General features: G+C 37.7%; 22 protein-coding genes. 11 read left to right on the top strand and 11 right to left on the bottom strand.

Translation table 11 applies throughout. The features are described 5' to 3' along the window. Positions 1-19: 19 nt before the first annotated feature. The 4 genes from B3E00_RS09320 to B3E00_RS09305 form a co-directional block, all read right to left on the bottom strand. Positions 20-1714: a RagB/SusD family nutrient uptake outer membrane protein gene (locus tag B3E00_RS09320; protein ID WP_293889116.1), complete on the bottom strand. Its 1695-nt coding sequence runs from the start codon at positions 1712-1714 to the stop codon at positions 20-22. A gap of 11 nt (positions 1715-1725) precedes the next feature. After that, positions 1726-4536, bottom strand: a complete 2811-nt coding sequence (locus B3E00_RS09315; protein ID WP_293938266.1) for a SusC/RagA family TonB-linked outer membrane protein — start codon at positions 4534-4536, stop codon at positions 1726-1728. Positions 4537-4930: 394 nt separating this feature from the next. After that, positions 4931-6838, bottom strand: a complete 1908-nt coding sequence (locus B3E00_RS09310; protein WP_293889120.1) for a sensor histidine kinase — start codon at positions 6836-6838, stop codon at positions 4931-4933. Further along, entirely contained in the window at positions 6822-7451 is a 630-nt protein-coding gene (locus tag B3E00_RS09305) for a response regulator transcription factor (protein WP_293889122.1), read from the bottom strand. The genes B3E00_RS09310 and B3E00_RS09305 overlap by 17 nt, the downstream gene beginning before the upstream one ends. Before the next feature lie 297 nt (positions 7452-7748). Here B3E00_RS09305 and B3E00_RS09300 point away from each other — a divergent pair, with 297 nt between their 5' ends. Together B3E00_RS09300 and B3E00_RS09295 are read left to right on the top strand one after the other, a co-directional pair. Continuing rightward, entirely contained in the window at positions 7749-7922 is a 174-nt protein-coding gene (locus B3E00_RS09300) for a hypothetical protein (RefSeq protein WP_209574193.1), read from the top strand. Positions 7923-7937: 15 nt separating this feature from the next. Beyond that, entirely contained in the window at positions 7938-9506 is a 1569-nt protein-coding gene (locus B3E00_RS09295; RefSeq protein WP_293889124.1) for a hypothetical protein, read from the top strand. 517 nt (positions 9507-10023) lie between these two features. Here B3E00_RS09295 and B3E00_RS09290 read toward each other — a convergent pair. Then, a complete protein-coding gene (locus tag B3E00_RS09290; protein ID WP_293938358.1) occupies positions 10024-10644 on the bottom strand; it encodes an SDR family oxidoreductase in 621 nt (206 codons plus the stop codon). Continuing rightward, positions 10581-10757, bottom strand: coding sequence for a hypothetical protein (locus tag B3E00_RS09285; RefSeq protein ID WP_293938264.1), 177 nt, complete (start codon positions 10755-10757; stop codon positions 10581-10583). The genes B3E00_RS09290 and B3E00_RS09285 overlap by 64 nt, the downstream gene beginning before the upstream one ends. Positions 10758-10805: 48 nt before the next feature. Here B3E00_RS09285 and B3E00_RS09280 point away from each other — a divergent pair, with 48 nt between their 5' ends. Beyond that, positions 10806-11165 (top strand): winged helix-turn-helix transcriptional regulator, encoded by a 360-nt coding sequence (locus B3E00_RS09280; RefSeq protein WP_293938262.1) that lies wholly within the window; start codon positions 10806-10808, stop codon positions 11163-11165. A gap of 298 nt (positions 11166-11463) precedes the next feature. On the opposite strand, the gene B3E00_RS09275 is transcribed toward B3E00_RS09280, so the two are convergent. Next, positions 11464-11901 (bottom strand): hypothetical protein, encoded by a 438-nt coding sequence (locus B3E00_RS09275; protein WP_293938260.1) that lies wholly within the window; start codon positions 11899-11901, stop codon positions 11464-11466. 287 nt (positions 11902-12188) lie between these two features. Between B3E00_RS09275 and B3E00_RS09270 the strand changes: the two genes are divergently transcribed. Further along, positions 12189-13169, top strand: a complete 981-nt coding sequence (locus tag B3E00_RS09270) for an SDR family oxidoreductase (RefSeq protein ID WP_293938258.1) — start codon at positions 12189-12191, stop codon at positions 13167-13169. Positions 13170-13414: 245 nt separating this feature from the next. Then, the gene (locus B3E00_RS09265; RefSeq protein ID WP_293938256.1) at positions 13415-14035 is read left to right on the top strand and encodes an alpha-ketoglutarate-dependent dioxygenase AlkB family protein; all 621 of its coding nucleotides are present in this window, start codon (positions 13415-13417) and stop codon (positions 14033-14035) included. Between the two features lie 70 nt (positions 14036-14105). Here B3E00_RS09265 and B3E00_RS09260 read toward each other — a convergent pair whose 3' ends face one another. Beyond that, positions 14106-14861, bottom strand: coding sequence for an immunity 22 family protein (locus B3E00_RS09260; RefSeq protein ID WP_293938254.1), 756 nt, complete (start codon positions 14859-14861; stop codon positions 14106-14108). Between the two features lie 51 nt (positions 14862-14912). Then, complete coding sequence (locus B3E00_RS09255) at positions 14913-15515, bottom strand: DUF6624 domain-containing protein (RefSeq protein WP_293889137.1); 603 nt, start codon at positions 15513-15515, stop codon at positions 14913-14915. Between the two features lie 372 nt (positions 15516-15887). Between B3E00_RS09255 and B3E00_RS09250 the strand changes: the two genes are divergently transcribed. The 6 genes from B3E00_RS09250 to B3E00_RS09225 all read left to right on the top strand — a co-directional run bounded on the left by B3E00_RS09250 (position 15888) and on the right by B3E00_RS09225 (position 19613). Further along, entirely contained in the window at positions 15888-16301 is a 414-nt protein-coding gene (locus tag B3E00_RS09250; RefSeq protein WP_293938252.1) for a hypothetical protein, read from the top strand. A gap of 218 nt (positions 16302-16519) precedes the next feature. Further along, positions 16520-17185, top strand: a complete 666-nt coding sequence (locus tag B3E00_RS09245; protein WP_293889141.1) for a DJ-1/PfpI family protein — start codon at positions 16520-16522, stop codon at positions 17183-17185. A gap of 149 nt (positions 17186-17334) precedes the next feature. Next, the gene (locus B3E00_RS09240; protein ID WP_293938250.1) at positions 17335-17529 is read left to right on the top strand and encodes a hypothetical protein; all 195 of its coding nucleotides are present in this window, start codon (positions 17335-17337) and stop codon (positions 17527-17529) included. A gap of 30 nt (positions 17530-17559) precedes the next feature. Beyond that, positions 17560-17907, top strand: a complete 348-nt coding sequence (locus B3E00_RS09235; protein WP_349681459.1) for a dihydrofolate reductase family protein — start codon at positions 17560-17562, stop codon at positions 17905-17907. Positions 17908-18439: 532 nt separating this feature from the next. After that, on the top strand, positions 18440-19003 hold the full coding sequence (locus tag B3E00_RS09230; protein ID WP_293938246.1) for a hypothetical protein: 564 nt from the start codon (positions 18440-18442) through the stop codon (positions 19001-19003). A 55-nt stretch (positions 19004-19058) separates the two neighbouring features. Further along, positions 19059-19613: a hypothetical protein gene (locus B3E00_RS09225; protein WP_293938244.1), complete on the top strand. Its 555-nt coding sequence runs from the start codon at positions 19059-19061 to the stop codon at positions 19611-19613. Between the two features lie 33 nt (positions 19614-19646). Here the strand turns inward: B3E00_RS09225 and B3E00_RS09220 are convergent, their stop codons facing one another. Both B3E00_RS09220 and B3E00_RS09215 read right to left on the bottom strand, forming a co-directional pair. Then, positions 19647-19841, bottom strand: a complete 195-nt coding sequence (locus B3E00_RS09220; protein WP_293889164.1) for a YdeI/OmpD-associated family protein — start codon at positions 19839-19841, stop codon at positions 19647-19649. Positions 19842-20101: 260 nt separating this feature from the next. Beyond that, positions 20102-21157: a saccharopine dehydrogenase NADP-binding domain-containing protein gene (locus B3E00_RS09215; protein ID WP_293889148.1), complete on the bottom strand. Its 1056-nt coding sequence runs from the start codon at positions 21155-21157 to the stop codon at positions 20102-20104. Positions 21158-21332 lie beyond the last annotated feature (175 nt).

Here is a 21332-nt window from a genome sequence, read left to right as displayed (position 1 = left end):
GAGTATCTGTCTTTTTTGATTAATAATAGCCTTCATTCTGAATCAATGCACGATTTTTAGACGTTTCGCTATAAGGTATAGGCATATGGTAATACTTGGTTTCAAAATGAAAGGGGGTAAGCATTTGTTCGATTGCCGTCACAGACGCCCCTGATTTATGGAGTACAAGACCTTTGAGCGAATTTTTGATGTCTCCAGCATCCTTCCAACGTCTGATATCCCAGAAGCGATGTTCTTCGAAGGCCAGTTCGATACGTCTTTCATTTTTTATAAGATCGCGCATTGCAGTTTGTGCGATCCCTTCCGAAATACCATAGCGACTATTGTTACCAGGTTTAATACCAGCGCGTGCCCGTATCAAGGTGATCTGTTTGACTGCATCTTCGGTACGACCGACTTCGTTAAGGGCTTCGGCGTAGCTTAGTAAGACTTCAGCATAACGGAAATAGGGGAAATTATGGCTTTGATTTGCATAGGTCGTAGCGTTTGTGAAATCACCCAAGAATTTACGTAAGTAGTAAGCGGTCTTGGTTTGACTTAAGAAAGGCTTATTGGGTTTATCCAAGCCACCTTCGAATGTTTCAATCGGCCTGCTCAACCACCGGACTCCATTGTAAAAAAGGATCGCTTTTAATCGGGGATCGCGATTTTCGTATTGGCTGAGATCAGTACTTAAACCAACATAGGGTAACCCGGTATCCATAGGAAAGGCATTGACAAAGTTTTGTGTAGGGCTTGTTCGACCATTGCTGGCCGCAGGAGCAACATAGCCCACTGGTGCATTATTTGCCTCTAAGGAAGTTGAATTGGCCGATTGCTTGGCAAAGATAATATCCGTATTTACTTTGGTTGTAAAGATATTTGCATAAGCGATTGAACCTGTGCCAGCTGGTAATTTATGGTAGCCCTTGGCTATCAATTCTTCAGCGGTCGAAAGCACACGCGTCCAACGTCCGTTGTCTTTGTCTGGATAACCATTAAGTAGTTTGATTTGTGGGTTAACACTAACGCCGCCGCCGTTAAAAAGAGGGCTAGCTGCGTAGAGATATAGCCTCAGTTTTAGCGCTAAAGCAGCTTCATTTGTCACACGTCCATATTCCGTTGTAGTGAGCAGGGCCGAAGAAGCTGCGGGCAGATCACCTTTGATCGCCTCACACTCACTGGCAATCAAATCTACACATTCAGCATAGGAGCTCCGAGGGATATTCAGGTCATCGGACAGTTCGAATATGTTATCGCCCACTATTGGGATCCCACCGTAGCGCTTTAACAACTCAAAATATGCGAATGCCCTAAGAAACCGCGCTTCGGCTTTATAGCGTCGGATCATGTTTTCGGGAATGGGTACTACCGATATATTTTGTAAGAATACATTTGCTCGGCGAATAATCGTATAGCTATTCTGCCAGTTATTGTCCGGATAATTTACAGCGGTTAACTGACCGTTTGTAAATAGCCGAATATCCGATGTTTCGGAAGATGGTACAGCATCATCCGTTGCGGCATCAAGCATATCGCCTGTTATGCGGTTGAATCCGTTAGGAAGAAAGGAGTAGATTCCGAATAGATAGGCTTTTGCCTGTACACCCTCTTTATCAGTGGGATCAAACACATCACCGAGCAGAATCCTTTCTTCTGGTTGGTGTTCAAATTTGTTGCAAGAAGCTATCCCGAGCATGGCACAGGCTAGTACACAAATTACTGTTTTTTTCATATCTCCCTGTATTATAGTTGGATGTTTAGACCGAAACTGATGATTTTTTGTATAGGGTACAGACCACGGAAATTTTCTGGATCGGCACCGTTGAATGTTTTTGAGCTAAATGTATATAGGTTAAAACCATTAGCAAAAACCCGCGCCGACTTGATCTTAACTCGTTGCGTTAAGATTGTGGGTAATGTATAGCCTAATTCGACAGTGCGAATGCGTAGATAGTTGCCACTACGTAACCAAAAGGTTGAATATACATTGTTGTTAATTGCACCACTTTGTGGGCCTGAACTGGTGCTTAATCTTGGATAGCCGGCATTCGGGTTGTCTATGGTAAAACGATCGAGCTGTGTGCTGTAAGCCTGACCCGTACCGCTGTTAAATTCCCGGTAACTATTGCCAGAAAGATAGACTTCACGATTTATCATACCCTGAAAGAAGATGGAAAAATCGATGTTGGCGAAGCTAAAGCCTAAATTGGTTCCGAGCAAGATTTGTGGTTTTTCTGAACCTATTGGACCCTGATCATATTGATTGATCAGACCGTCACCATTGCGGTCTCGGTAACGAATATCTCCTAATTGTGGTGTGTAGCCCTCCACTGTTGGTGATGATTGTAATTCATCAGCACTCCTGTATAATCCTTCGGCGATATATCCTATGGTCTGTCCAACAGGATGCCCTGAAGAAGACATGTAAGAATAGGCCAACGCAGGTTCGGCTTCGTAGACCATTTTCGATTTTTGGATGCTTGCGTTCAGTAAGGCATAATAGGAGAATTTAGAGGTATGGTTGCGCCATCCCACTTCGGTTTCGTATCCGGTGTAATCCTGTTTGCCGATATTTTCATTGGGATAACTGATGCCCAACAGCGAATTGTTGCTTTTGCGTGTAATATTGAGATCGCGGTATTTATTTTTGTAGTAAGTGAGTTGAAAAGTGAATTGGTCGTTAAAGAGCGCACCATCGATACCGAGATTTAGCATATTCACTTTGGCCCAGGTCGGGTTTGCGTTGGCCAAATAAGACTCGCCTATTGTTCCTGCTGAGCCCGCTGTTGATCCGAAAAAAGTTTCTGGCGTACCATTATAACTTTGTATATAGGTGTAATAACTCGCATTGTCACGACCTAATAAACCATATGATCCGAATAGCTTTATTTTGTTTATCCATTTTACGTCTTTAAGTAGTTCTTCTCGGTGTATATTCCAACCTAAGCCGATAGCGGGGAATGTACCGTATTTGAACCCTCCGTCGTTTGGGTAACGATTAGCACCATTAACAGCAAAAGACAGCTCTGCTAGGTAGCGATTGTCATAGTGGTAAGCAGCATGCCCCGATATGCCCTGTACAGTATAGGGTAGGTCTGAACCATTGACCAGATTGTCCCGATTAGCTAACAGTATAAGGTCGATCCCATGCTTTTCGGTTTCATTGGAGTAGCCTATTGAAAGCTCCTGAAAATTTGATCTATTTTGAAATGCTACGTTATTGCTATTATTTTGTTCCGTATTATTACCATACTGTTTATATATTGGTGCTTCGAGATCGTCGTTCATTAACTGAAATACGGCGAATGATTTGTTTCGTACGTAATTTTCACGGAGGTTGGAAAAAAATGAAGCTCTGGCTTTTAACCACAAGCCTTTCAGTACATCATCCAAAGAACGTTTTAAGTAGAAGTCCGTTAATATAGTTCGCGTATTAGCTATCGCATATCCTGAAGCGTTAGTCTGCGCTAATATATTATTTTGAAATTTGGAAGAGCCGCCAAAGGTCCCATCCAAGTTATATATCGGGTATGCACTATTAGGGGTGTTTAAAATTGACTGAAAGATATTGTCTGTCCCATCATTACCGGGGCTGTTGGCATTCAATATACGGCCTTGGATATACACTCCGGCCTCCAGTAAATCGGAAAGCTTGACATCCACATTCGAACGGACAAAATATCCCTTCGCGTTGGTGTTCGTACTATAATTGTTGTTGGCATTGGTTTTCATTAGGCCGTTTTGACTGAGATGTTCGAGATTGACGAAATACTTGACATATTTGTTTCCTCCGCGGGTATTCAGATTGTATCGAGCAACAGTAGCGTTGTTTTTAATGACCTGTTCAGCCCAATTCACATTTGGATAGGTCAATGGATTATTACCATCTTTAAAGCTCATTAGGGCAGTTTCACTAAAACCATTGTTTGTGACCGAAAGCCCATCATTTTTTAATGCTTCATTGTACAATAGGGCATACTGGTAGGCATTCAATGGCTTTCCGATTAAATTCTGTAATGGTTTTTGGATACCATACTGAGCCAAGAAATTAATCTGTGTCCTATCGGTGTACCCTTTTTTGGTGACAATTGCTATTGCACCATCAGCGCCACGGATGCCCAGCATTGCTAAGGAGACAGCATCTTTCAACACCGAAATTGATTCGATCTCCTGCATGCCAATTTCGGTGACAGAACGCGGAATACCATCGATTAGGATAATCGGCGGGCGACCCCTGAGTTGATAGCTCATGTCTTCATTTAATGGCTGTCCATTGTTTTGGCTAACCTTTAGACCGGCCAATTGTCCCGCCGCTGCAGTAAGGTAACCAAATACTGGAGTTGAGGCAATTGCATAGCCAGGTAATTTGGACACCGAAGCTGTGGAGTACTGCTTCGGTGTATTGAAATAGATTAATTGATTGATGTTACTGATAGAATCTTGCTCTAGAGTTTTCTCTAAAGAGACATCCTGCTGTGCATAGCTCCACAAGGGGAAACAAAAGAGCATAGCATAAGCTGTCTTAGATTTAAGCAAACTTTGTAATTCTAACATACCTTAATTGGTTTAAAATTGGTCTCTTAACATTTTTGAGCATCACGAACTTTTCAGCCTACATAGAAAAATATTTACCGTTATCTTATGCTTAGTGTATTATAAAATAAGGCTTGTAGGTCTACTATATTCGGTTAGTCAATACTCAAAGATATTATAGTTGCATTCGGAAAGGTTTGCTAGACTGGTTTTTTTTTAATGAAACCGTTCCCAAATTTTGGGAACGGTTTCACGGTTAGAATGATCCGTTTTGGTGTTTGCGAATTTCAAGTACTTTTTTTGGGAAAATCTAGGTGGGCGAATACGGTACATCGGTCGAAATATCCGTTTCGAAAGAAGACAAATATATGGACAAGCCTCAAACGCTTATCTGCTAGCTTATTTATGGAGGCTTTTATACCACAAAAATTTCAATGAAGATAGACGTTTTAGTTGAATTTGATGATATAGTGAGTTTACCGTTGATATTTTCCAGCCTATTCTGTATAGATTTAAATCCTATACCTTGTTTAAGCTGTTTATTTTCATTGAACCCCTTTCCATTATCCTCAATTAATATGTTCAATTTGTTGTCTTCTTTATAAATAGCTATCTGTATTTTTTTTGCCTTTGCATGTTTAATTATATTTGTTAATATTTCTTGAAATATATAGATAAGTTGAATTCGGATTTCAAGAGTGATTTTATCTAGCGCGCCTGGGTCAATATTTATCTCGGTTTCATATCTATTTTTAGGCAATGCATATTTAATGATTTTCATTAAATTTTCAATGTATATTTTGTCATCGCTAATGAAATCTTCCGTGTACAAATTGTGGCTATGTTTCCTAGACTCGTTATACAATTCATTTGAAATATTGATGAGAACATCGATATTTTCGATCTGTTCGGCACTCATGTTCTCATTTTGTAGTATTGTCAAGCGCTGTTTGACACTTGCAATTTTACTGGAAAATGAATCGTGCAGATCTTGAGCTAATCTTTTCTTTTCATCTCTTCTTACAAATGCTAGTCGTTCTTCCATAATTGAAATTTGGAGGTTTACTTCTGTATTTAACTCTTCAATACGCTTTTTTGACGCTTTTTCTCTCCTTTTTATGACAATATATAGTAGTGCTCCAATTATGGTAAATATCGATATTAAGCAAATAATCCAAAGGTTCCGCGTATTTTCTTTCTCTTCGGAAACTCGCAATAATTCGCGATTTACCTCTGATTCTGTGTGTGCATAAATAAGCTTATCTATATCATCGACCAGCAATGCCCGCAATGAATCGCTTGAAATCGCTACTTTCTTCATTTCATTGTAAGCCTTGTAATAATTTCCTTCTTTCTCCGCTATTAATGTTGTTAGGGCATTCGCTTCATAATGTTGTTCTTCATTGAGAAATGGGACATTTCTAAGTGAATCTAGATAGGAATTTGTTGAATCTTTAATTCCGACGCGTAAATAGTACTTGGCTTTGGATAAATAATATTTGCTTTTGATATCATTATTAATTTCAGTTGCATTAACATACTCACTATTGACAGCTTGTTTCATCTCATTTAAAGCTTGAAGTGCTTTATGTTTTTTGAAAACTCCATTTAAACTGTGTTGATATCGGATGTGTGCTTGATAGAAATTAACATATTGGGCTTGTAAATTATCCTGTGGCAGTTTTTGTTTCAGCTCAGCGTAAATTCTTTCGGAAAGTGCAAAGACGCTATCGGCTTCTTTAATATTTCCACTTTCAACACAGGCCTCCATGGCTGGGTTAAAAATGGTAATATATTCATTGGAAATATTGAGGTTTAACGCGTTATCTTTAATTAGTTTGGGTAAGGTATTTAGATAAGACTGCTTATTTTTGTATGTATCAATAACTTTTTTATAGTTTCTATTCTCTAAGTAAACATTTATTTTTCTTCCTGAAACAATTAAAGAGCGTTGTTTGAAAAGCTTATATATTTCTTTTTCTGCTTTTTCAAGGAAATAGAAGCACTCACCATTTCGATTCGCATATTGAGCATTATTAGCTAATTTGATGTAATAATTGATTTTATAAGGATAAAGATCTTTGTGTTTTTGTGATAAGACGAGATAAGTTTTTAAGTGCTCTGTTAACTCTTCCCTTGAAAAAGTACGGCCTTCAGAGAACTCTCTATCGATCCAAATGTCCATTTTATCCAAGTATTCCTTTTGTTCAACTTTATTGTTTTCAATTAGTTTTAAGAAATTATCATTATAAAATTGCCCAATAGCACTGGAAATGTTTAGAAACAAAAAGAATATAGATAATGATTTAGTTAATAATGCCATGGTCTTTTGCTATTTTTAATAGTTGAACAATAGAATGACAATTTGCTTTAGCCATCATTTTTTTACGATAGGTTATAATGGTATGTGTACTTAAACATGCTTTTTCTGCCGCTTGTGCAATACTCAACCCGCTCATAAAGAGATAAAGGAGCTGGATTTCCCTTTGAGAAAAAACGATCGAATCCTTATGCGCATTGTCGATGAGAACTTTCAATGACTCTTCTATATATAATTCATTTATTTCCACAGCTTTTATACATGCAATCAATGAGGATATTTCACATGATTTGCTAATAATTCCGTTTGGTCTAACCTGTAGCATATTGTGGATAATATGTGGGCTTGTGGTTGATGATAAAAAAATAAAATGAGAGTGTTTAGCAAGTCTTTTGATATCTTGAAGTACACTAGCGCCATTATTGTCTCCCAAAAAATAGTCTAAAAAAAAATGAATGTTTTTTCTTTCTTCTTGAATTAGGTAATTGATCATCTCGTTAAATTGATTAAACACAAGTACGTGTTCAAATATTTTATATTTCTCTAATAAAAGTGAGAAGGAGTTAGCGAATAGTTTTTCATCATCCAAGATCACTGCCATTTTTACCTCTTTCATAGGTTATATTGTATTTTTTTTGACCTCTAATATAAGTCTTTTACACTATTGATTAGTTTCAAAAGTGCTTAAAACAAGGTATTTGTAAATCTTGTAGACATTTAACTACCAATTTCTGGGGATAAGTAATTATAACCATACCTAAAATTGGTGTTTATCGCTTCCGTTTGTTTTTTATGATTACAGGATTGTTTTGATTTGTCTAATAATGCTTGAAAAGTTTCAAAAAATCGCTGTTGCAAAGTCTCTTTGAAGTATGAAGACAAAATTATTACAAAAGATTAAAATTGATAAAAGATGAAAGATGTCAAAAAGAAATATGTTCCTCCTCGCGTAGAGGTTATGGACATTAAAATGGAAAATTCTCTAGCAGCAAGTTCAGCTATTGTGATACCAGGTGATGGATCTGGCGGTGGTATAGCACATGAATGGAAACCTGGGGAGAATAAAGACTGGGAAATTACGTGGTAAATAAAGTTAAATATTATGAAAAGAAATTTTAAACATAAAATAGTTATTGGTTCTGGCGTATTAGTTTTCTGTTTTTTGCTGAATTCATGTAAAAAGGAACAGTCCAACCAAATTCATGAGGGCGATGCGGTAAAGGTAATTTTTGATTCCAAAATCAATAGTTTCAATACTAATTCAGCTATTGCAACCAAAGCAACAACTTCGAAAGCAGCCAGTGCAGAGAATCGTTATTCTGTAAATGTTGATGATAAATATTCGATTGAGTGTGTTTTATCGGAAACTTCTAGCGGTCTTATGGCAAAAGCGCAATCAGCAAGTACGAATTTAGTTGCTCAAGTTGGACGATCGGCTGTAGAAATTGGTACGCTATATTCGGTAACATACTATGATAAGGATGGCAAATATGTAGGATTTAACCGATACAAAGTCGGAGATACTACCCCTACGTCTGGCAGTGAATACAAATTTAATGCTGGTGAGAAATATACCTTTATATTTCAGAGTAACAATACCAAACTTTATACGGTTGCTTTGCCACCTTCCACCGAAGATCTTGATAAGGCTGTGGTAGGTAGGCTACTGACACAAAGCGGTGGACAGAATTTAGATCAGATGTACACTCGAATAGATAAAGTTTTGAATTACGGGACCAATTATATTGATGTGTTGTTCGAACATTTGTTTTGCGAAATCACTGTTAGTTTAGATTCTAAGAATGTTGGAAACATCAATGCAATTGGTAGCTGGAACGCATCTTCCCATTATAGTGGACTTTCTTTAAAAGTGAGTGACGCGAGTTTAACTTATAAAGCTGAAGATTTAATTTCACAAGGTTATCCCATCAATATGACAATTGATGGAACAAGACAATACGCACAATCATCACCCTTTATTCTGGCAGCGCCTGACGGTCTTGGAAATATAAAAATCAGTGGTATTAATGTTGGCGGAGAAGTAAAAGACTTGACTATTCCTAATGTTCCGTTAACAAGAGGAAAGTCCTACAAGTTAAGTCTCACGCTCAAAAAGAATTCTACTGTAATAAACGGATTGGAATGGGCACCGGGAAACTTGTCAGAGATCAATGGTGCTTATTCCTTTGCACCTAATCTAGAATTGGGGACAGCATTTGGTTGGCAAAGCCTTAAGAGCGGAGAGGCATATGCTTACAATCCTGTAGGAGATCCTTGCTCAAAGGTAACGGCAAATGGCGGCGGATGGAGAACGCCTAGTCATGCGGATTTTCAGGCACTAAGCATAGGGTCGACTAAAAGTTTGGTCACAGAAAATGGTCGGCGGGGCGTTCGGATTTCTAATGGTAATGCTGTTGTTATATTGCCAAAGACTCCAAATTTGTACTGGAATGGTGCTAGCACGCCTTCTAGTACGCTTTGGAATCGAACAAAAGCTCCGATTACTATTTCAGACTCAGGTTTTTATTGGGCATCAAGTTCTAGAAATTATAATGGAGTTAATCATGGCAATCAATGGAGTTTTAGTGAGACTTCGGGCGGCTTTGATACAGGATTTCGTACTAGTCCAAGCTACGTGAGATGTGTTAAAGGCACTGTAGCTGCAAATTAATTTTGACCCTCTTTGTAAGCTTAAAGCGGGTATAAATTACCTGGATTTAAAATAGGGATTCGTTAACAATTTCGTTTAATTAAATCAAGAAAAAGCCATTATTGTTTTCGATAATGGTTTTTTTTATGCTAACCTCATCTCAGGGTTTCGAACTCTTGCTGGATGTTTTACGCTTTTCAGCGGTAATGAAGTCTTTAATTGAATCGACTAGCAAAATGGTGTGCTAAATTTCTTTAGATATCGCATGCAGATAGGGCGGTGTTTGAAACGCTCTAATCATATTCGAGATGGCTTAGGCCCAGAAAGATTTCATCGTGATAAATTGTCTTTTTAGGTATTTAGTTCTGCCGTAAGTCACTCGTAAATGATGTTCGTATACTTAAACGCCAAGGTCAAATTCGCTTTGTGTTTTACTGAGTTAGATTATTACCAAATGGTCGGTAATGTTTCGCTGTCAATTACATATTCAGTTCCTGTTAGATAGCTAGCTCTTGGTGAAACGAGGAAGCCGACAAGTTCAGCTAGCTCTTGGTGAAACGAGGAAGCCGACAAGTTCAGCTACCTCTGCAGGTTCAGCAGGTCTTCCGAAAGGAATTCCCCCCAATGCATCCATTACGCCCTGTTGCGCTTCCTCGACAGTGCTATTTGAGTTTCTGGCAATTTCACCTAGCCAGGCTTCGGATGTTGCGGTGTTGATCCACCCAGGGGAAACTGTTAGGACACGAATGCCTTTGGGCGTAACTTCGTTCGATAAGCTTTTGCTATAGTTTCTCAATCCAGCCTTTGCCGCTGCGTATGGTAACGTTGAATCATATAAGGGTAATTTGCCCTGAATAGAAGAAATGTGAATAATTACACCGTTTCTGCGTTCGATCATCTGTGGTAAAAAGCTCCTGTCGAGACGAATCGGTGCCAAAAAGTTAATCTGTATGGTCGATTCCCAATCTTCATCGCTGAGGGCAGCGAAACCTCCTGCAGGGGTAGATGATCCACCGAGATTATTTATCAGAATGTCTAGCCTTCCATAGTTTGCAAGCACCGCGCTCACTAATTTTTGGGTTCCCTCTGCCGTGCTCAGATCAGACGTAATGTAATGCAGATTACTATTTTCTTTTTCAGGAGCGTTTCTCGCGGTAATGATAACTGTTGCTCCGGCCTGTAATAGTCTTTCTGCAATTGCCCTTCCAGTTTACCCCCAGTTACCAGGGCAATCTTGTTGGATAACTCATTGTTGAATTTAAACTGTTCCATTTTTTATCCCCTATTGTACAAATGGGTTCATACGTTTAATTTTGAAATATGTATGAAAGAAAAGTAATTCCAAATCTGAAATGTGGCCTTGACTTGATAGGTGAAGTGCTTTATGGCAAATGGAAAATCCGTTTGCTGTGGTTTATCAACCAAGGATATAAAAGACCCAGTGAATTGCTGCGTAAAATACCGGATGCTTCTCGACGGGTCCTTAACCTCCAGCTAAAAGAACTGGAGGATCATGAGCTTATCACCAAGAAAATATATCCTGTCGTTCCACCGAAAGTTGAATATTCGCTTACCGATTTCGGGATAAGTTTGATTCCTGTAATTTCCGCGCTGGGTTACTGGGGGGATCCAAACGATGAAAGACTGAGAAGGTTAATCTTAAGGAGACTTTCAAGTTAAGTGAAGAAATATCAAACTTAGGGCAAGAGGCTCATAGTATTTACTTCAATATAATTTATGGGGCGAGATAGACCAGTCACTGAGGATTATGTACTTTCATGCCACTGTTTTCACGTTCTTTGAACGAGCTGAAGATAAAAATAATTTAAGGTCTAATATCCATTGACTGACCAATTGATGGTTTGTTTTCAGCATTTTCCTCTTATACATTGGGCGTCGTCCTTTGATCTGATCGCTAAGAACAAACGGATTATTTGTTACATCAATCCGTTTGCTATAGCATCCCACACGTTGATTATTAAATGGTTCCTTCCTCTACATCTGCTGGCTCTGTTGGCGGTTGAAGGGGGAGCCCTTCTGCATCATTTGCCTCTTTATCTTCAGCGATAGTTTCATCGTCGAGTTCACTTTCATCCTCAAAACCACTTTCTTCTTGGATATCCAGATCATCTTCTTCGGCGATGGTTTCATCGTCAAATTCACTTTCATCCTCAAAATCAATTTCTTCTTGGATATCCAGATCATTTTCTTCGGCAATGGTTTCATCGTCAAATTCACTTTCATCCTCAAAATCAATTTCTTCTTGAATACCGAGATCATCCTCTGCTGGGATTTCTGGATCTTCATCGGATTCATTTTTAAAAAGATCTTGATCAGGATTCTGTTGTGAGATGATCGCAAATGCAATGATAGGCATACCTTGATGCTGATCTTGCGTTATTTTTTTTCTGTTCATGTTACACATATTTTATTTGTAGGACACCGGATATTCGACAATTGTTGATTGATTAACTACGCTATAAATGCCGCTTTATACGTGAAATTTCATCTCTACGTAGATTACATTTTTCAATGGACCAACGTGTTTCTACTTTTTGTGACCGATTTATGCGTGAATTAACGCATCCATCAGCTATGATCGAACGAAAGTACTGTGATCGCTGTTAATTTTTAAAAAATTTGCTCACACGACACTGAGTCGATCATTAAAAATTTATAGAGAAAATGGAAAATTCAACAAAAATGGATAGACGCAAGGCTCTGGGAACAATAGGAACTAGTGTATTAGCTTTAGGACTGGTGGGAGGATGGCGGCCAGCTGAAGCTCAGCAAGGTGGAAATGCTAATTTACAGAATCCAAACGACAAATATCCTAAACCGCCTTTTCAAAAGCAACTCCAGTCCTGGCCCGGATTGAGCAGTAAAATGAAGCCAAGACCCGACCATGGCGAAGAATCATATAAAGGAAGTGGGAGGTTGAATGGGCGAAAAGCCTTAATTACCGGCGGCGATTCTGGAATTGGGCGAGCTGCCGCAATCGCCTATGCACGCGAGGGAGCCGATGTTGCTATTAATTATCTACCGGATGAGGAGGTTGATGCCAAAGAAGTTGTCGCATTAATTAAAGCTGCAGGGCGAAAGGCGGTAGCAATTCCGGGTGACCTTCGGGAAGAAAAGTTCTGTACGCGTCTGATAGAGGAGGCGGCCCAGCAGTTGGGTGGTTTGGATATTTTGGTCAATAACGCTGCGCGACAGCAGACAAAACCTTCTATATTGGATATTACGACCGAAGAATTTGATGCGACCATGAAGACTAATATCTATGCCCCATTTTGGCTTATTAAAGCTGCTCTACCGCATTTGAAGCCCGGTTCAGTTATTATAGGAACAACCTCAGTACAGGCGACAGATCCATCGGAAGATCTTTACGATTACGCGCAGACAAAAGCTGCTACAACAAACTATATACGGTCTCTGGCGAAACAGTTAGGACCTAAGGGTATTCGCGTGAATGGCGTAGCTCCGGGACCTATTTGGACACCGCTACAAGTAAGTGGCGGTGCGACACAGGAAAAGCTGGTGAATTTTGGAGGCGACACGCCCATGGGAAGACCCGGACAACCGGCGGAACTAGCATCGATCTATGTTCAGCTTGCCGCATCAGATGCCAGTTACGCTAATGGACAGATTTATGGAGCTGCTGGAGGAGGAGGGCAACCTTAAGCTGATCCGCAAGCTGATCAGCGCTACTACGGGATCATCTGTTTTATCAAATATCTATCTAAGTGTTTTCTATGTGTTGCAATCGGTGAGAAGCTGATTGCAACTCCTTTTAAATATACACTTATTAAACATACACCTGGCCCGCCACTATTATAATCGACACACCTTATTCAGGATAAATTGTTCTTCCCTGAAAGGCCGTTGGAGAGAATGGGCCCATTGATATACCTTTAAATAATTGGAACATGGATCAGCTTAGCTTATTTGAAAACGAAGGATATCATTTTCCGGAAGAGCTCTTAGACTTCGAAGCGGATTTTCTTACACAAAAAGAAGCTGACGATTTGTTTGATCTACTGCTCAAGGAGGTCAGTTGGCAGCAGACATCGAAGACAATGTACCATCGAACGCTATTGACCCCTAGGTTAACGGCTTGGTATGGCGATAAAAATACAAGTTACCAGCTCGCTGGAAAAACGATCGCTGTAAATCAATGGCTTGAACCTTTGGAAGCGTTGAAGGAGAAGATCGAACAGCGCTTCAATTATCGATTCAATTCTGTATTGCTTAATTTATATCGCGACAACAGTGATTCGGTGGCCTGGCACCGTGATAGAGATAGCGAACTGGGACATAGGCCTGTAATTGGATCGATAAGTCTGGGACAGGCACGCTTTTTCGATTTTAGGAAGGTTGACGATCATAGTAAAAAGTATTCCTTGTTGTTAAATCATGGTTCCCTTTTGCTGATGAAAGGCGATTTGCAGGAAACTTGGGAACATCGCGTCGCAAAATCCACGCAAAAAATGAAAGCTCGTATCAACTTGACTTTTCGCTTAATCGGCGATGTATATAAGGTTTTTTAATTAGCCGAATTTCAGATGTATAAATATTTATATAGCGAGTTCTATAGTTGTCTTAGTTATCTATTTTAACTTACCCATTGTCAAATTTTCCGATATAAGCCATACCTAGCGTTTCTGCAACTTCTTTACCGTCTATGTCGATTGTGCCATTTACTACAATTTCAAGTATGGAATTGGTGGTGATCATTTTCAGCTCATCAACTTTGAGAATCATCTTTTCGGCAATATTATAATCCTCGATCTTTAGCATCAGTATCTCGTCAAGATTTCCGCTTTTTGAAGAATGGTGATAATTCAGTTTTATACTATCTTTTTTATCCAGCCCCGTTTGTTGAATAATATTTTTTTTATTGATTTTATTATGTCCAATCCATAAATAATGTACCTGTTGGTCTGATGCAGTCTGATAGGAAAGCTGAGTTAAGTTCCCGATATAATGTATCTTTTTAGAGCGAGAGGCATCTTTCACATCTAGGTTATTATCTTCTAGCGTTATAATAGCATTCCAATCAATAAGACCGTGCTGTCTTAATCGTACTTCTAGTTCGTTTTGGTCTATGCAAATATCATCTGCAACGATTTTGGAATTAACAGGGTTATCGTAATATTTAATCATCATGAGATCTTCATCATACGTATCCAAATAAATTTCCTTGCAGAAATCACAGCGCAACTGCGGATTAGGTTCTGCATCGTGCTCTTTGTCACCTGTTGGAGGTTCGTTGTCATAAGCAGACCATGCTTCTAGGTAATCTTTTTGATCCAGATATTTCTTAAATTCTTTCTCTGTTTTAAACTTTCCGAGCCATATATGTAGTTTTTTCATCTTGTTGTGTAATTTTAAGATCTGAATAAGTTTTTAATAGCATCCCTTTATTTACTTTGTCCATCCTACACTTTTCTTCCACTCTTCCATTTCTCGTTTTCTCTTTTCTAAGTCTTTAGGTGGAGACTGCTTTTCACGCAGTGCCTGTATCCTTATCACTTCAGTTTGCTCTTCAACCGTGTTTAGGCCGATTGACTTTCGTCGTTTATTTACTTTGATCGCATCATCTACTGTATGAGGACTTAGATTTCCGTTTTCGTCCCAATCAAACTGAGTCCCGTAACGTTGTGGCTGATCTTGAAATACAGCTATTCGGTCTGTTAGATAAGCTAAATTTCTAGGATCGGCTTTATTATTTTTTACAGCTGTCTTCAATAGTTCGGCACTTCTCTTCATGAATTCTGGTTGTTCAATTGAGTGCTGTATAATTAACCAGGAGGCGTCGCTAGCTTCTTTTCCTACTTTTTCTGCTGTAGGATAACCGATGGTATTCATGATTTTGTCTAAAATCTGAGCATTTTTATTGTGTAAGATCTTCATTTCTTCATTATATCCATCGCCTAATTTACCCTCATTAATAAGCTTATCCCTTAATGCTAAGTCTGCATTTTTCAGATCAATTATTTTTTTTGCAATGTCTTTATATTGCATCATAAGTGCTTTTTCGTAAAGAAATGTTGTGATTAAAAATTCTAAGCATACTCACCGTGGTAATATACAACTCATTCACTCGGAAACACTTTTTACTACAATTAGATTTAAATTACCGGGTTCATAATCCTTTCCCCAAATTTAATGTGTAATTGTTGTATTGTCAATACGTGTTTAATGTCTGCTACTCGCGCTTTTTTTTAAGATTCCGATTTACCACATTTATTGGATTCTTTGGAGCCCTAGCGAGTTAAGTATTCTCTTTGGATTGAACTTTCAGCAAACCTTTTTATTTTGTACTTTTATGAACGCAAGGCTGGTATCGCTTCAGTATTTCAGGACATATTGGTTAATAGTGATTAAATGAATAAGATTATGATAAAGATCAAGTTTTGTGTTTTAATTTTCTGTTATGCGTATTTTTTCGCTCACAGCAATTGTAGTGCTCAGCGTACCAAGAGCAATCATGAGACAAGAATTCAACGTATCAAAGGCAATTGGTTCGACAAAAAAAATAAAAGGCATCTATCGATCCATCATGAACGCGGACAGGAGTATTTTACCATTAACGACTGGTATGACATCGGCAAGGGTAAGGAACCAATGATTGATGCCTATAAAGCATGGCCGAGAGGGAATAAATTGATTATGCTTCAAAGTACTACAGATCTGAGAGCCCCCTATGCAGAGATTCTGCCTTCCGGGAAGTTTCTTTTGTATCGTACAAAGAAGATGAATGATGAAAATGGACCTTTTATAGACAGCGCTTTCTTTTCTAGGTACAAATAAGTAATGTTCTAGCGTTCTATTTATACCCCTAAGATTGAGAGAACGATAAATTTATAGGTATTTTATTTAGATTTTTTTGGCGGCAACAGTTGGGAAACTTATGTATTTATTTTTTTTGCCTATTTAAAATTGCGCAATCCGTATTTTTATGCGTTAAAATTAACAGAAATAGCATATGAATCGGATCGGGGAGTTAGGCGCCATTATCGTAAGTATAAATGTTCTTATTGACTATTGGCAAGGGTTCTTTAAATAAATCTATATTTTGTACTTTAGTTAAAGTAACTAGATTGAATAGAGTGCAAAAAAGGATAAACGTTGGTATTTTAATTTTTGATGATGTTGAAGTTTTAGATTTTGCAGGACCTTATGAAGTTTTTTCTATAGCCGAGAGTACAGCCTCACAGAAATTGTTTAATGTATTCACAATTGCTGCATGTAAAAATCCCATTTTCGCAAGAAATGGACTTCAAGTCATTCCAACTTTTACATTTAACGACGATATAAATATTGATATATTAGTTGTTCCGGGCGGCTATGGAGCTGAAACCATCCAATATAAGAATGAAAAGTTAATAAATTGGATCATTGAAAAAGATAAGAATACTATTATCACAGCTTCTGTCTGCACTGGCGCAATTATTTTAGCTGAAACGAAGCTGCTAGACAACAAAAAGGCGACTACACACTGGATGGATTTAGAGCGACTACGCAAAGACTATCCATTGATTGATGTTGTCGATCAAAAATTTGTTGAGGCTGGTAAAATAGTAACTTCGGGCGGTATTTCAGCTGGAATTAATATGTCATTGTATATCATCCAAAAGCTATTCGGAATTGAAATTTCGGATAATACGGCTAAGAGGATGGATTATGATATTTGAATTATCTAAAAAGTATTGGAATATTATCCGTTTTCAGAAAGCTTTGTCCTCAATCCGAAATTTGAAGCAATGCCGCTGTTTGATGGATATTGTTTTTGAATGTGGCTATTTTGATCATTCGCAGCTCAGTTTCTACACAATATCGATCCTTGCGTAAACGTAAATTTGAAAAAACTTTAGAACTCAAAACAAATGCGAAAATTTCCCTTTTCATTGCAATGAGCTTGGATGGCTACATTGCAAAATCTAACGATGACTTGAGCTTTTTAAAATTAGTGGAAAAAGAAGGAGAAGACTATGGATACGCTGAATTTATGTCTCAAATTGACACCATAATTGTATGAAGAAAAACTTACGACTATGTCGTTCGCGAAATCGGATCATCTCATTACGACAATGGACAGCGAGATGTTTATGTCATCACAAGAACAGAGAAACCACAAGTGGGTAGGACGATTTTCTACACAGGTGACTTAATCGAATTGGTAGCCCAACTAAAATCAGTAGCTGAAAAAAATATCTATTGCGATGGTGGGGCGGAAGTAATCAATGCGCTGTTAAAGTGCGGCTTAATAGACGATTTTGTCATCTCCATTATTCCGGTTATGCTGGGTAATGGTACGAGACTTTTTAAAGATGGAAGACCTGAGCAAGCCCTAGAAATTATCGCATCAAAAGCCTTTGATTCTGGATTGGTACAACTACATTATAGGTGTACCTAAAGGGCGACCTGCTGAGAAGTCAATTTAATGACTATCTTACCTTCTTTAAGTATTAAAAACGCTTTTGACATGGCACTCTTCCAGTATATTTTGTCAATTCTCCTGACATGAGCAACATTTTTAAATGTCATTGAATAAGAAGAAAATAAGAGTAATGCATCATCTTAGAGTTGTCCAGTAAATGATATTAATAAAAATTGACAACAAATTGAGACAGAAAGACTGCTGAAATTTTTGTTTTTCACGTATTTTTCTATAATTGTAAAGCTTCATATGAAATCTCCCCATATTTTAGAAAACTTCAGATATCAAGTGAATATTTAAAGCAGGGAGTTCCATTTTGGTATATCGAACATCATTTTGTTAAGGGTTGATGATCCATAAATAATAGCTTATGCTAATAAATGGAAGTAGAATCGTTGATAAACAATTACGAGCAAAATAAACCAAAAAGTAAAGCAAAAAATATGCTGAAAATGATAATATTTTAACTACAAAGTTGAAAAATCAATTAATAAAAAAAAATTAAATTATGAAAAAGATGCTTTTCGTTTTAGTCTTGTTAATATCCACATCGGTTATTTTTCATGCAAAGGCACAAAAACCAAAAAATAACAATTACGATTTTTTTGATACTGTCGTCAACAATCACAATCAGATCTTTGCGCCTTCAGGTATTCCTTCAGCTATCGAAATGGTGCTAAAGTATTGCAACGCGGTGGATTTTAATTTCTATGACTTGCAACTTAAATGGCAAAATAGAACAGATGGTTCTTTCCGTGACTTTGACAAAAAAAAAATACACGGAATTACCTTTTCTCAGAGATTTAATTTGCCTCGGGATGAAAGTTTTCCAATGGACAGTCTTTTTCAAACGATAGATAATGAATTGAAATCTGGTAAAAAGGTAATTATCTCACTTCATGTGGAAACAGGCTGGTCCATTTTTGTGGTCCAAAAAAAAGCTCCGGATGGTGAGCTAGTTTCATACAGCAAACTAGGTAGCCATACAACGATACTTAGAAATACAAAAGAAATTGTAAAAAAGTCTAATGGAACAGAAATCATGATTTACAACATTTCGTCAAATGAATAGGAAAATATTAGCATGTATTGTGCTATAATCAAAAATAAGTTAAATTATGAAAAAGATGCCCTTTATTTTAGCTTTGTTCATACACACATCTATTGTTTTTCATTCGAAGGCTCAAACACAAAAAGATGATGATTTTGAGTTTTTTGACACGGTCGTAAATAACCATAATCAACTCTTTCAAATGTCGTGCATTCCATCTGCTGTAGAGATGATACTAAAATATCATAAAGTGGTTGATTTTGATTTTTACAATTTACAAAATGAATGGCAGAACAAAGCCGATGGTTCTTTTCGTGATTTTAACAATAGAGAATTATACGGTATTACCTTTTCTCAAAACTTTGTTTTGCCACGGAATGCAACTTTTCCGATTGACAGCCTTTTTCAAACCATAGAAAATGAGCTGAAGTCCGAAAAAAAAGTGATTATTTCACTTCCGGCAGAAGGTGGCTGGCATATGTTTGTTATATGCAGGCAAACTCCGGATGGAGACTTTGTATCCTATAGCAAACTTGGGAGTCATACACTAATACTTAGAAATACAAAGGAGATTGTGAAAAAGTCTAATGGTACCGAAATCTTGACTTATCGCACTCCTCCGGGACTGTAGCCTTTTAAAATTTTAGAAGAATTATTTGAATGTCTATCGTAAGTGTTTAGGTTTGAGATTTAGTGCAGCACTTTCAACAACTTCCGCTATGCGCTTTTGTCTGGTTTCCGGTTTTCCGACAAGGATAATCCAGCCCAATATTATTTTTCTTGTTGATTTGCTCAAGCTCAGAAAATAATCTTTCGAGCCATGGTGTTTTTCGAATGCGATTTCTAAGTCGTTCGGAATGATCAGTTCTTCTTTTTATAGCTTCCAGTCGAAAGCGTTGTTTCAACTGCCAAATCAGCGCCGGCCTTCATTAATTCTGTGATACTTTCCAACAGAAATCGTCAAGTTGGTACAGCTACGCTTTGTGGATTGAAAGGAGAAATACCTACTGCTATATTGTAGGCATTAGAGCTGTTGAGTGCAAGGTTGGCGCCATAGCCGCCACGTTAAAGTCTGGACATTCTCGTTTGGGGCGGTCGGATCGAAGAGCTTAAAATTCATTAAAGTTTAATTGTAACTGACGGATCATATTTTTTCAGTTTATCTAAAAAAAGTGTTATGTCAGACACTAATTCATGTATATGAAAAACACCACCTCTAATTGGATTATCTAACAATTCACTAACACTTATAACCGTCATATAAGCTGTCATTGAGCTTTCGTTGTGACCTATTAAAATACTTTCATGGTTTTTTCTATCATTGTTTGTCGCGATGGATTTCACCGCAAAAATATTGCTACCTAACGATATGTTTTTAAAAGCAATGAGCATGATATTTTGGACAATGGTATTTTTGAAAATTTTGGTTATCCCAGCTATTCTTAGCCCAGCAATGATATTTGTTAGGAATCGCGAATCAAAAGCAAGTCTTGTCATTACTTGGTTTACTTTGGTTGTTTTGGATAAAATATGCTGATCCGAAAAATTGAACGAATAAAATGTACGTTTGCCTAAGAGATCTGTTTTCTTGGGTTTACTAAAACTTTTTATTCGTGCTTTGACTAAACCAGTTAATAATGTATAGTTGCTGTGGATATTCTCAAAAGTCCATTTGTATGCAGCGTCACCATGCTTTTCGCCAAGTCCTAATAAGATGTACAAATCAACTGCTGTACAATTTGATAGGCTGTTCATGGCATTTTGTGCCAACAAATTACTGATACCCGGTGCTAGTCCAACACTAAGTAAAACCTTCACATTATTTAGAAGAGCCTTTTGATGTAGATTTTGCACTTTTTCAAAAAAAATATTTTCAGCGGTGATATCCATGTAATGTATCCCTCTCGCTATACAATTTTCTATGAACAGCGTATTCTTTTGGTCTACACACATTATTACAAGCTTTACATGCGCTGGAACAGTATTATTTTCTTCGTTTAAAACATCAAATTTTAGCGGTGAAACACGGCCGTTTAATTCTTTGGCTAATCTTTCAGCCTTACCGAAATTCCTTCCTGCAACGATGACTTTGTTCGGAAATAATTCGGACAAATGCATACTAATCATTCCGCCAACAGTACCGTAGCCACCAATTATCAAGATATTTTCGTCCATCAGGTATTATGCTAATATGTGAAAAGCAAAGATCAAGATGAAATAACTAAATAGGTTATATTTTTTTGATGAAAATTTGTATGATTTTGGATCTAATTTGTTTCGTTTATTTTTTTGTGAATGCCATGTTTATTTATACACATTCTATTGCAAACTTTTGTCGGTTTCTTTCGTT

This window comes from Sphingobacterium sp. UBA5996, from assembly GCF_002429765.1.
Classification (GTDB): domain Bacteria; phylum Bacteroidota; class Bacteroidia; order Sphingobacteriales; family Sphingobacteriaceae; genus Sphingobacterium.
Note: the sequence above shows the minus strand (reverse complement) of the source record. Positions and strands in the feature narration are given on the sequence as shown.

What these genes read in the sequence shown, in the direction of transcription:
- B3E00_RS09230 (WP_293938246.1), top strand. Translation starts at nt 18,440, where the DNA reads ATGAAAAAGATGCTTTTCGTTTTAGTCTTGTTAATATCCACATCGGTT.
- B3E00_RS09265 (WP_293938256.1), top strand. Translation starts at nt 13,415, where the DNA reads ATGGATCAGCTTAGCTTATTTGAAAACGAAGGATATCATTTTCCGGAA.
- B3E00_RS09295 (WP_293889124.1), top strand. Translation starts at nt 7,938, where the DNA reads ATGAAAAGAAATTTTAAACATAAAATAGTTATTGGTTCTGGCGTATTA.
- B3E00_RS09225 (WP_293938244.1), top strand. Translation starts at nt 19,059, where the DNA reads ATGCCCTTTATTTTAGCTTTGTTCATACACACATCTATTGTTTTTCAT.
- B3E00_RS09310 (WP_293889120.1), bottom strand. Translation starts at nt 6,838, where the DNA reads ATGGCATTATTAACTAAATCATTATCTATATTCTTTTTGTTTCTAAAC.
- B3E00_RS09320 (WP_293889116.1), bottom strand. Translation starts at nt 1,714, where the DNA reads ATGAAAAAAACAGTAATTTGTGTACTAGCCTGTGCCATGCTCGGGATA.
- B3E00_RS09260 (WP_293938254.1), bottom strand. Translation starts at nt 14,861, where the DNA reads ATGAAAAAACTACATATATGGCTCGGAAAGTTTAAAACAGAGAAAGAA.
- B3E00_RS09315 (WP_293938266.1), bottom strand. Translation starts at nt 4,536, where the DNA reads ATGTTAGAATTACAAAGTTTGCTTAAATCTAAGACAGCTTATGCTATG.
- B3E00_RS09305 (WP_293889122.1), bottom strand. Translation starts at nt 7,451, where the DNA reads ATGAAAGAGGTAAAAATGGCAGTGATCTTGGATGATGAAAAACTATTC.
- B3E00_RS09250 (WP_293938252.1), top strand. Translation starts at nt 15,888, where the DNA reads ATGATAAAGATCAAGTTTTGTGTTTTAATTTTCTGTTATGCGTATTTT.
- B3E00_RS09285 (WP_293938264.1), bottom strand. Translation starts at nt 10,757, where the DNA reads ATGGAACAGTTTAAATTCAACAATGAGTTATCCAACAAGATTGCCCTG.
- B3E00_RS09300 (WP_209574193.1), top strand. Translation starts at nt 7,749, where the DNA reads ATGAAAGATGTCAAAAAGAAATATGTTCCTCCTCGCGTAGAGGTTATG.
- B3E00_RS09275 (WP_293938260.1), bottom strand. Translation starts at nt 11,901, where the DNA reads ATGAACAGAAAAAAAATAACGCAAGATCAGCATCAAGGTATGCCTATC.
- B3E00_RS09270 (WP_293938258.1), top strand. Translation starts at nt 12,189, where the DNA reads ATGGATAGACGCAAGGCTCTGGGAACAATAGGAACTAGTGTATTAGCT.
- B3E00_RS09280 (WP_293938262.1), top strand. Translation starts at nt 10,806, where the DNA reads ATGTATGAAAGAAAAGTAATTCCAAATCTGAAATGTGGCCTTGACTTG.
- B3E00_RS09245 (WP_293889141.1), top strand. Translation starts at nt 16,520, where the DNA reads ATGTTCTTATTGACTATTGGCAAGGGTTCTTTAAATAAATCTATATTT.
- B3E00_RS09215 (WP_293889148.1), bottom strand. Translation starts at nt 21,157, where the DNA reads ATGGACGAAAATATCTTGATAATTGGTGGCTACGGTACTGTTGGCGGA.
- B3E00_RS09255 (WP_293889137.1), bottom strand. Translation starts at nt 15,515, where the DNA reads ATGATGCAATATAAAGACATTGCAAAAAAAATAATTGATCTGAAAAAT.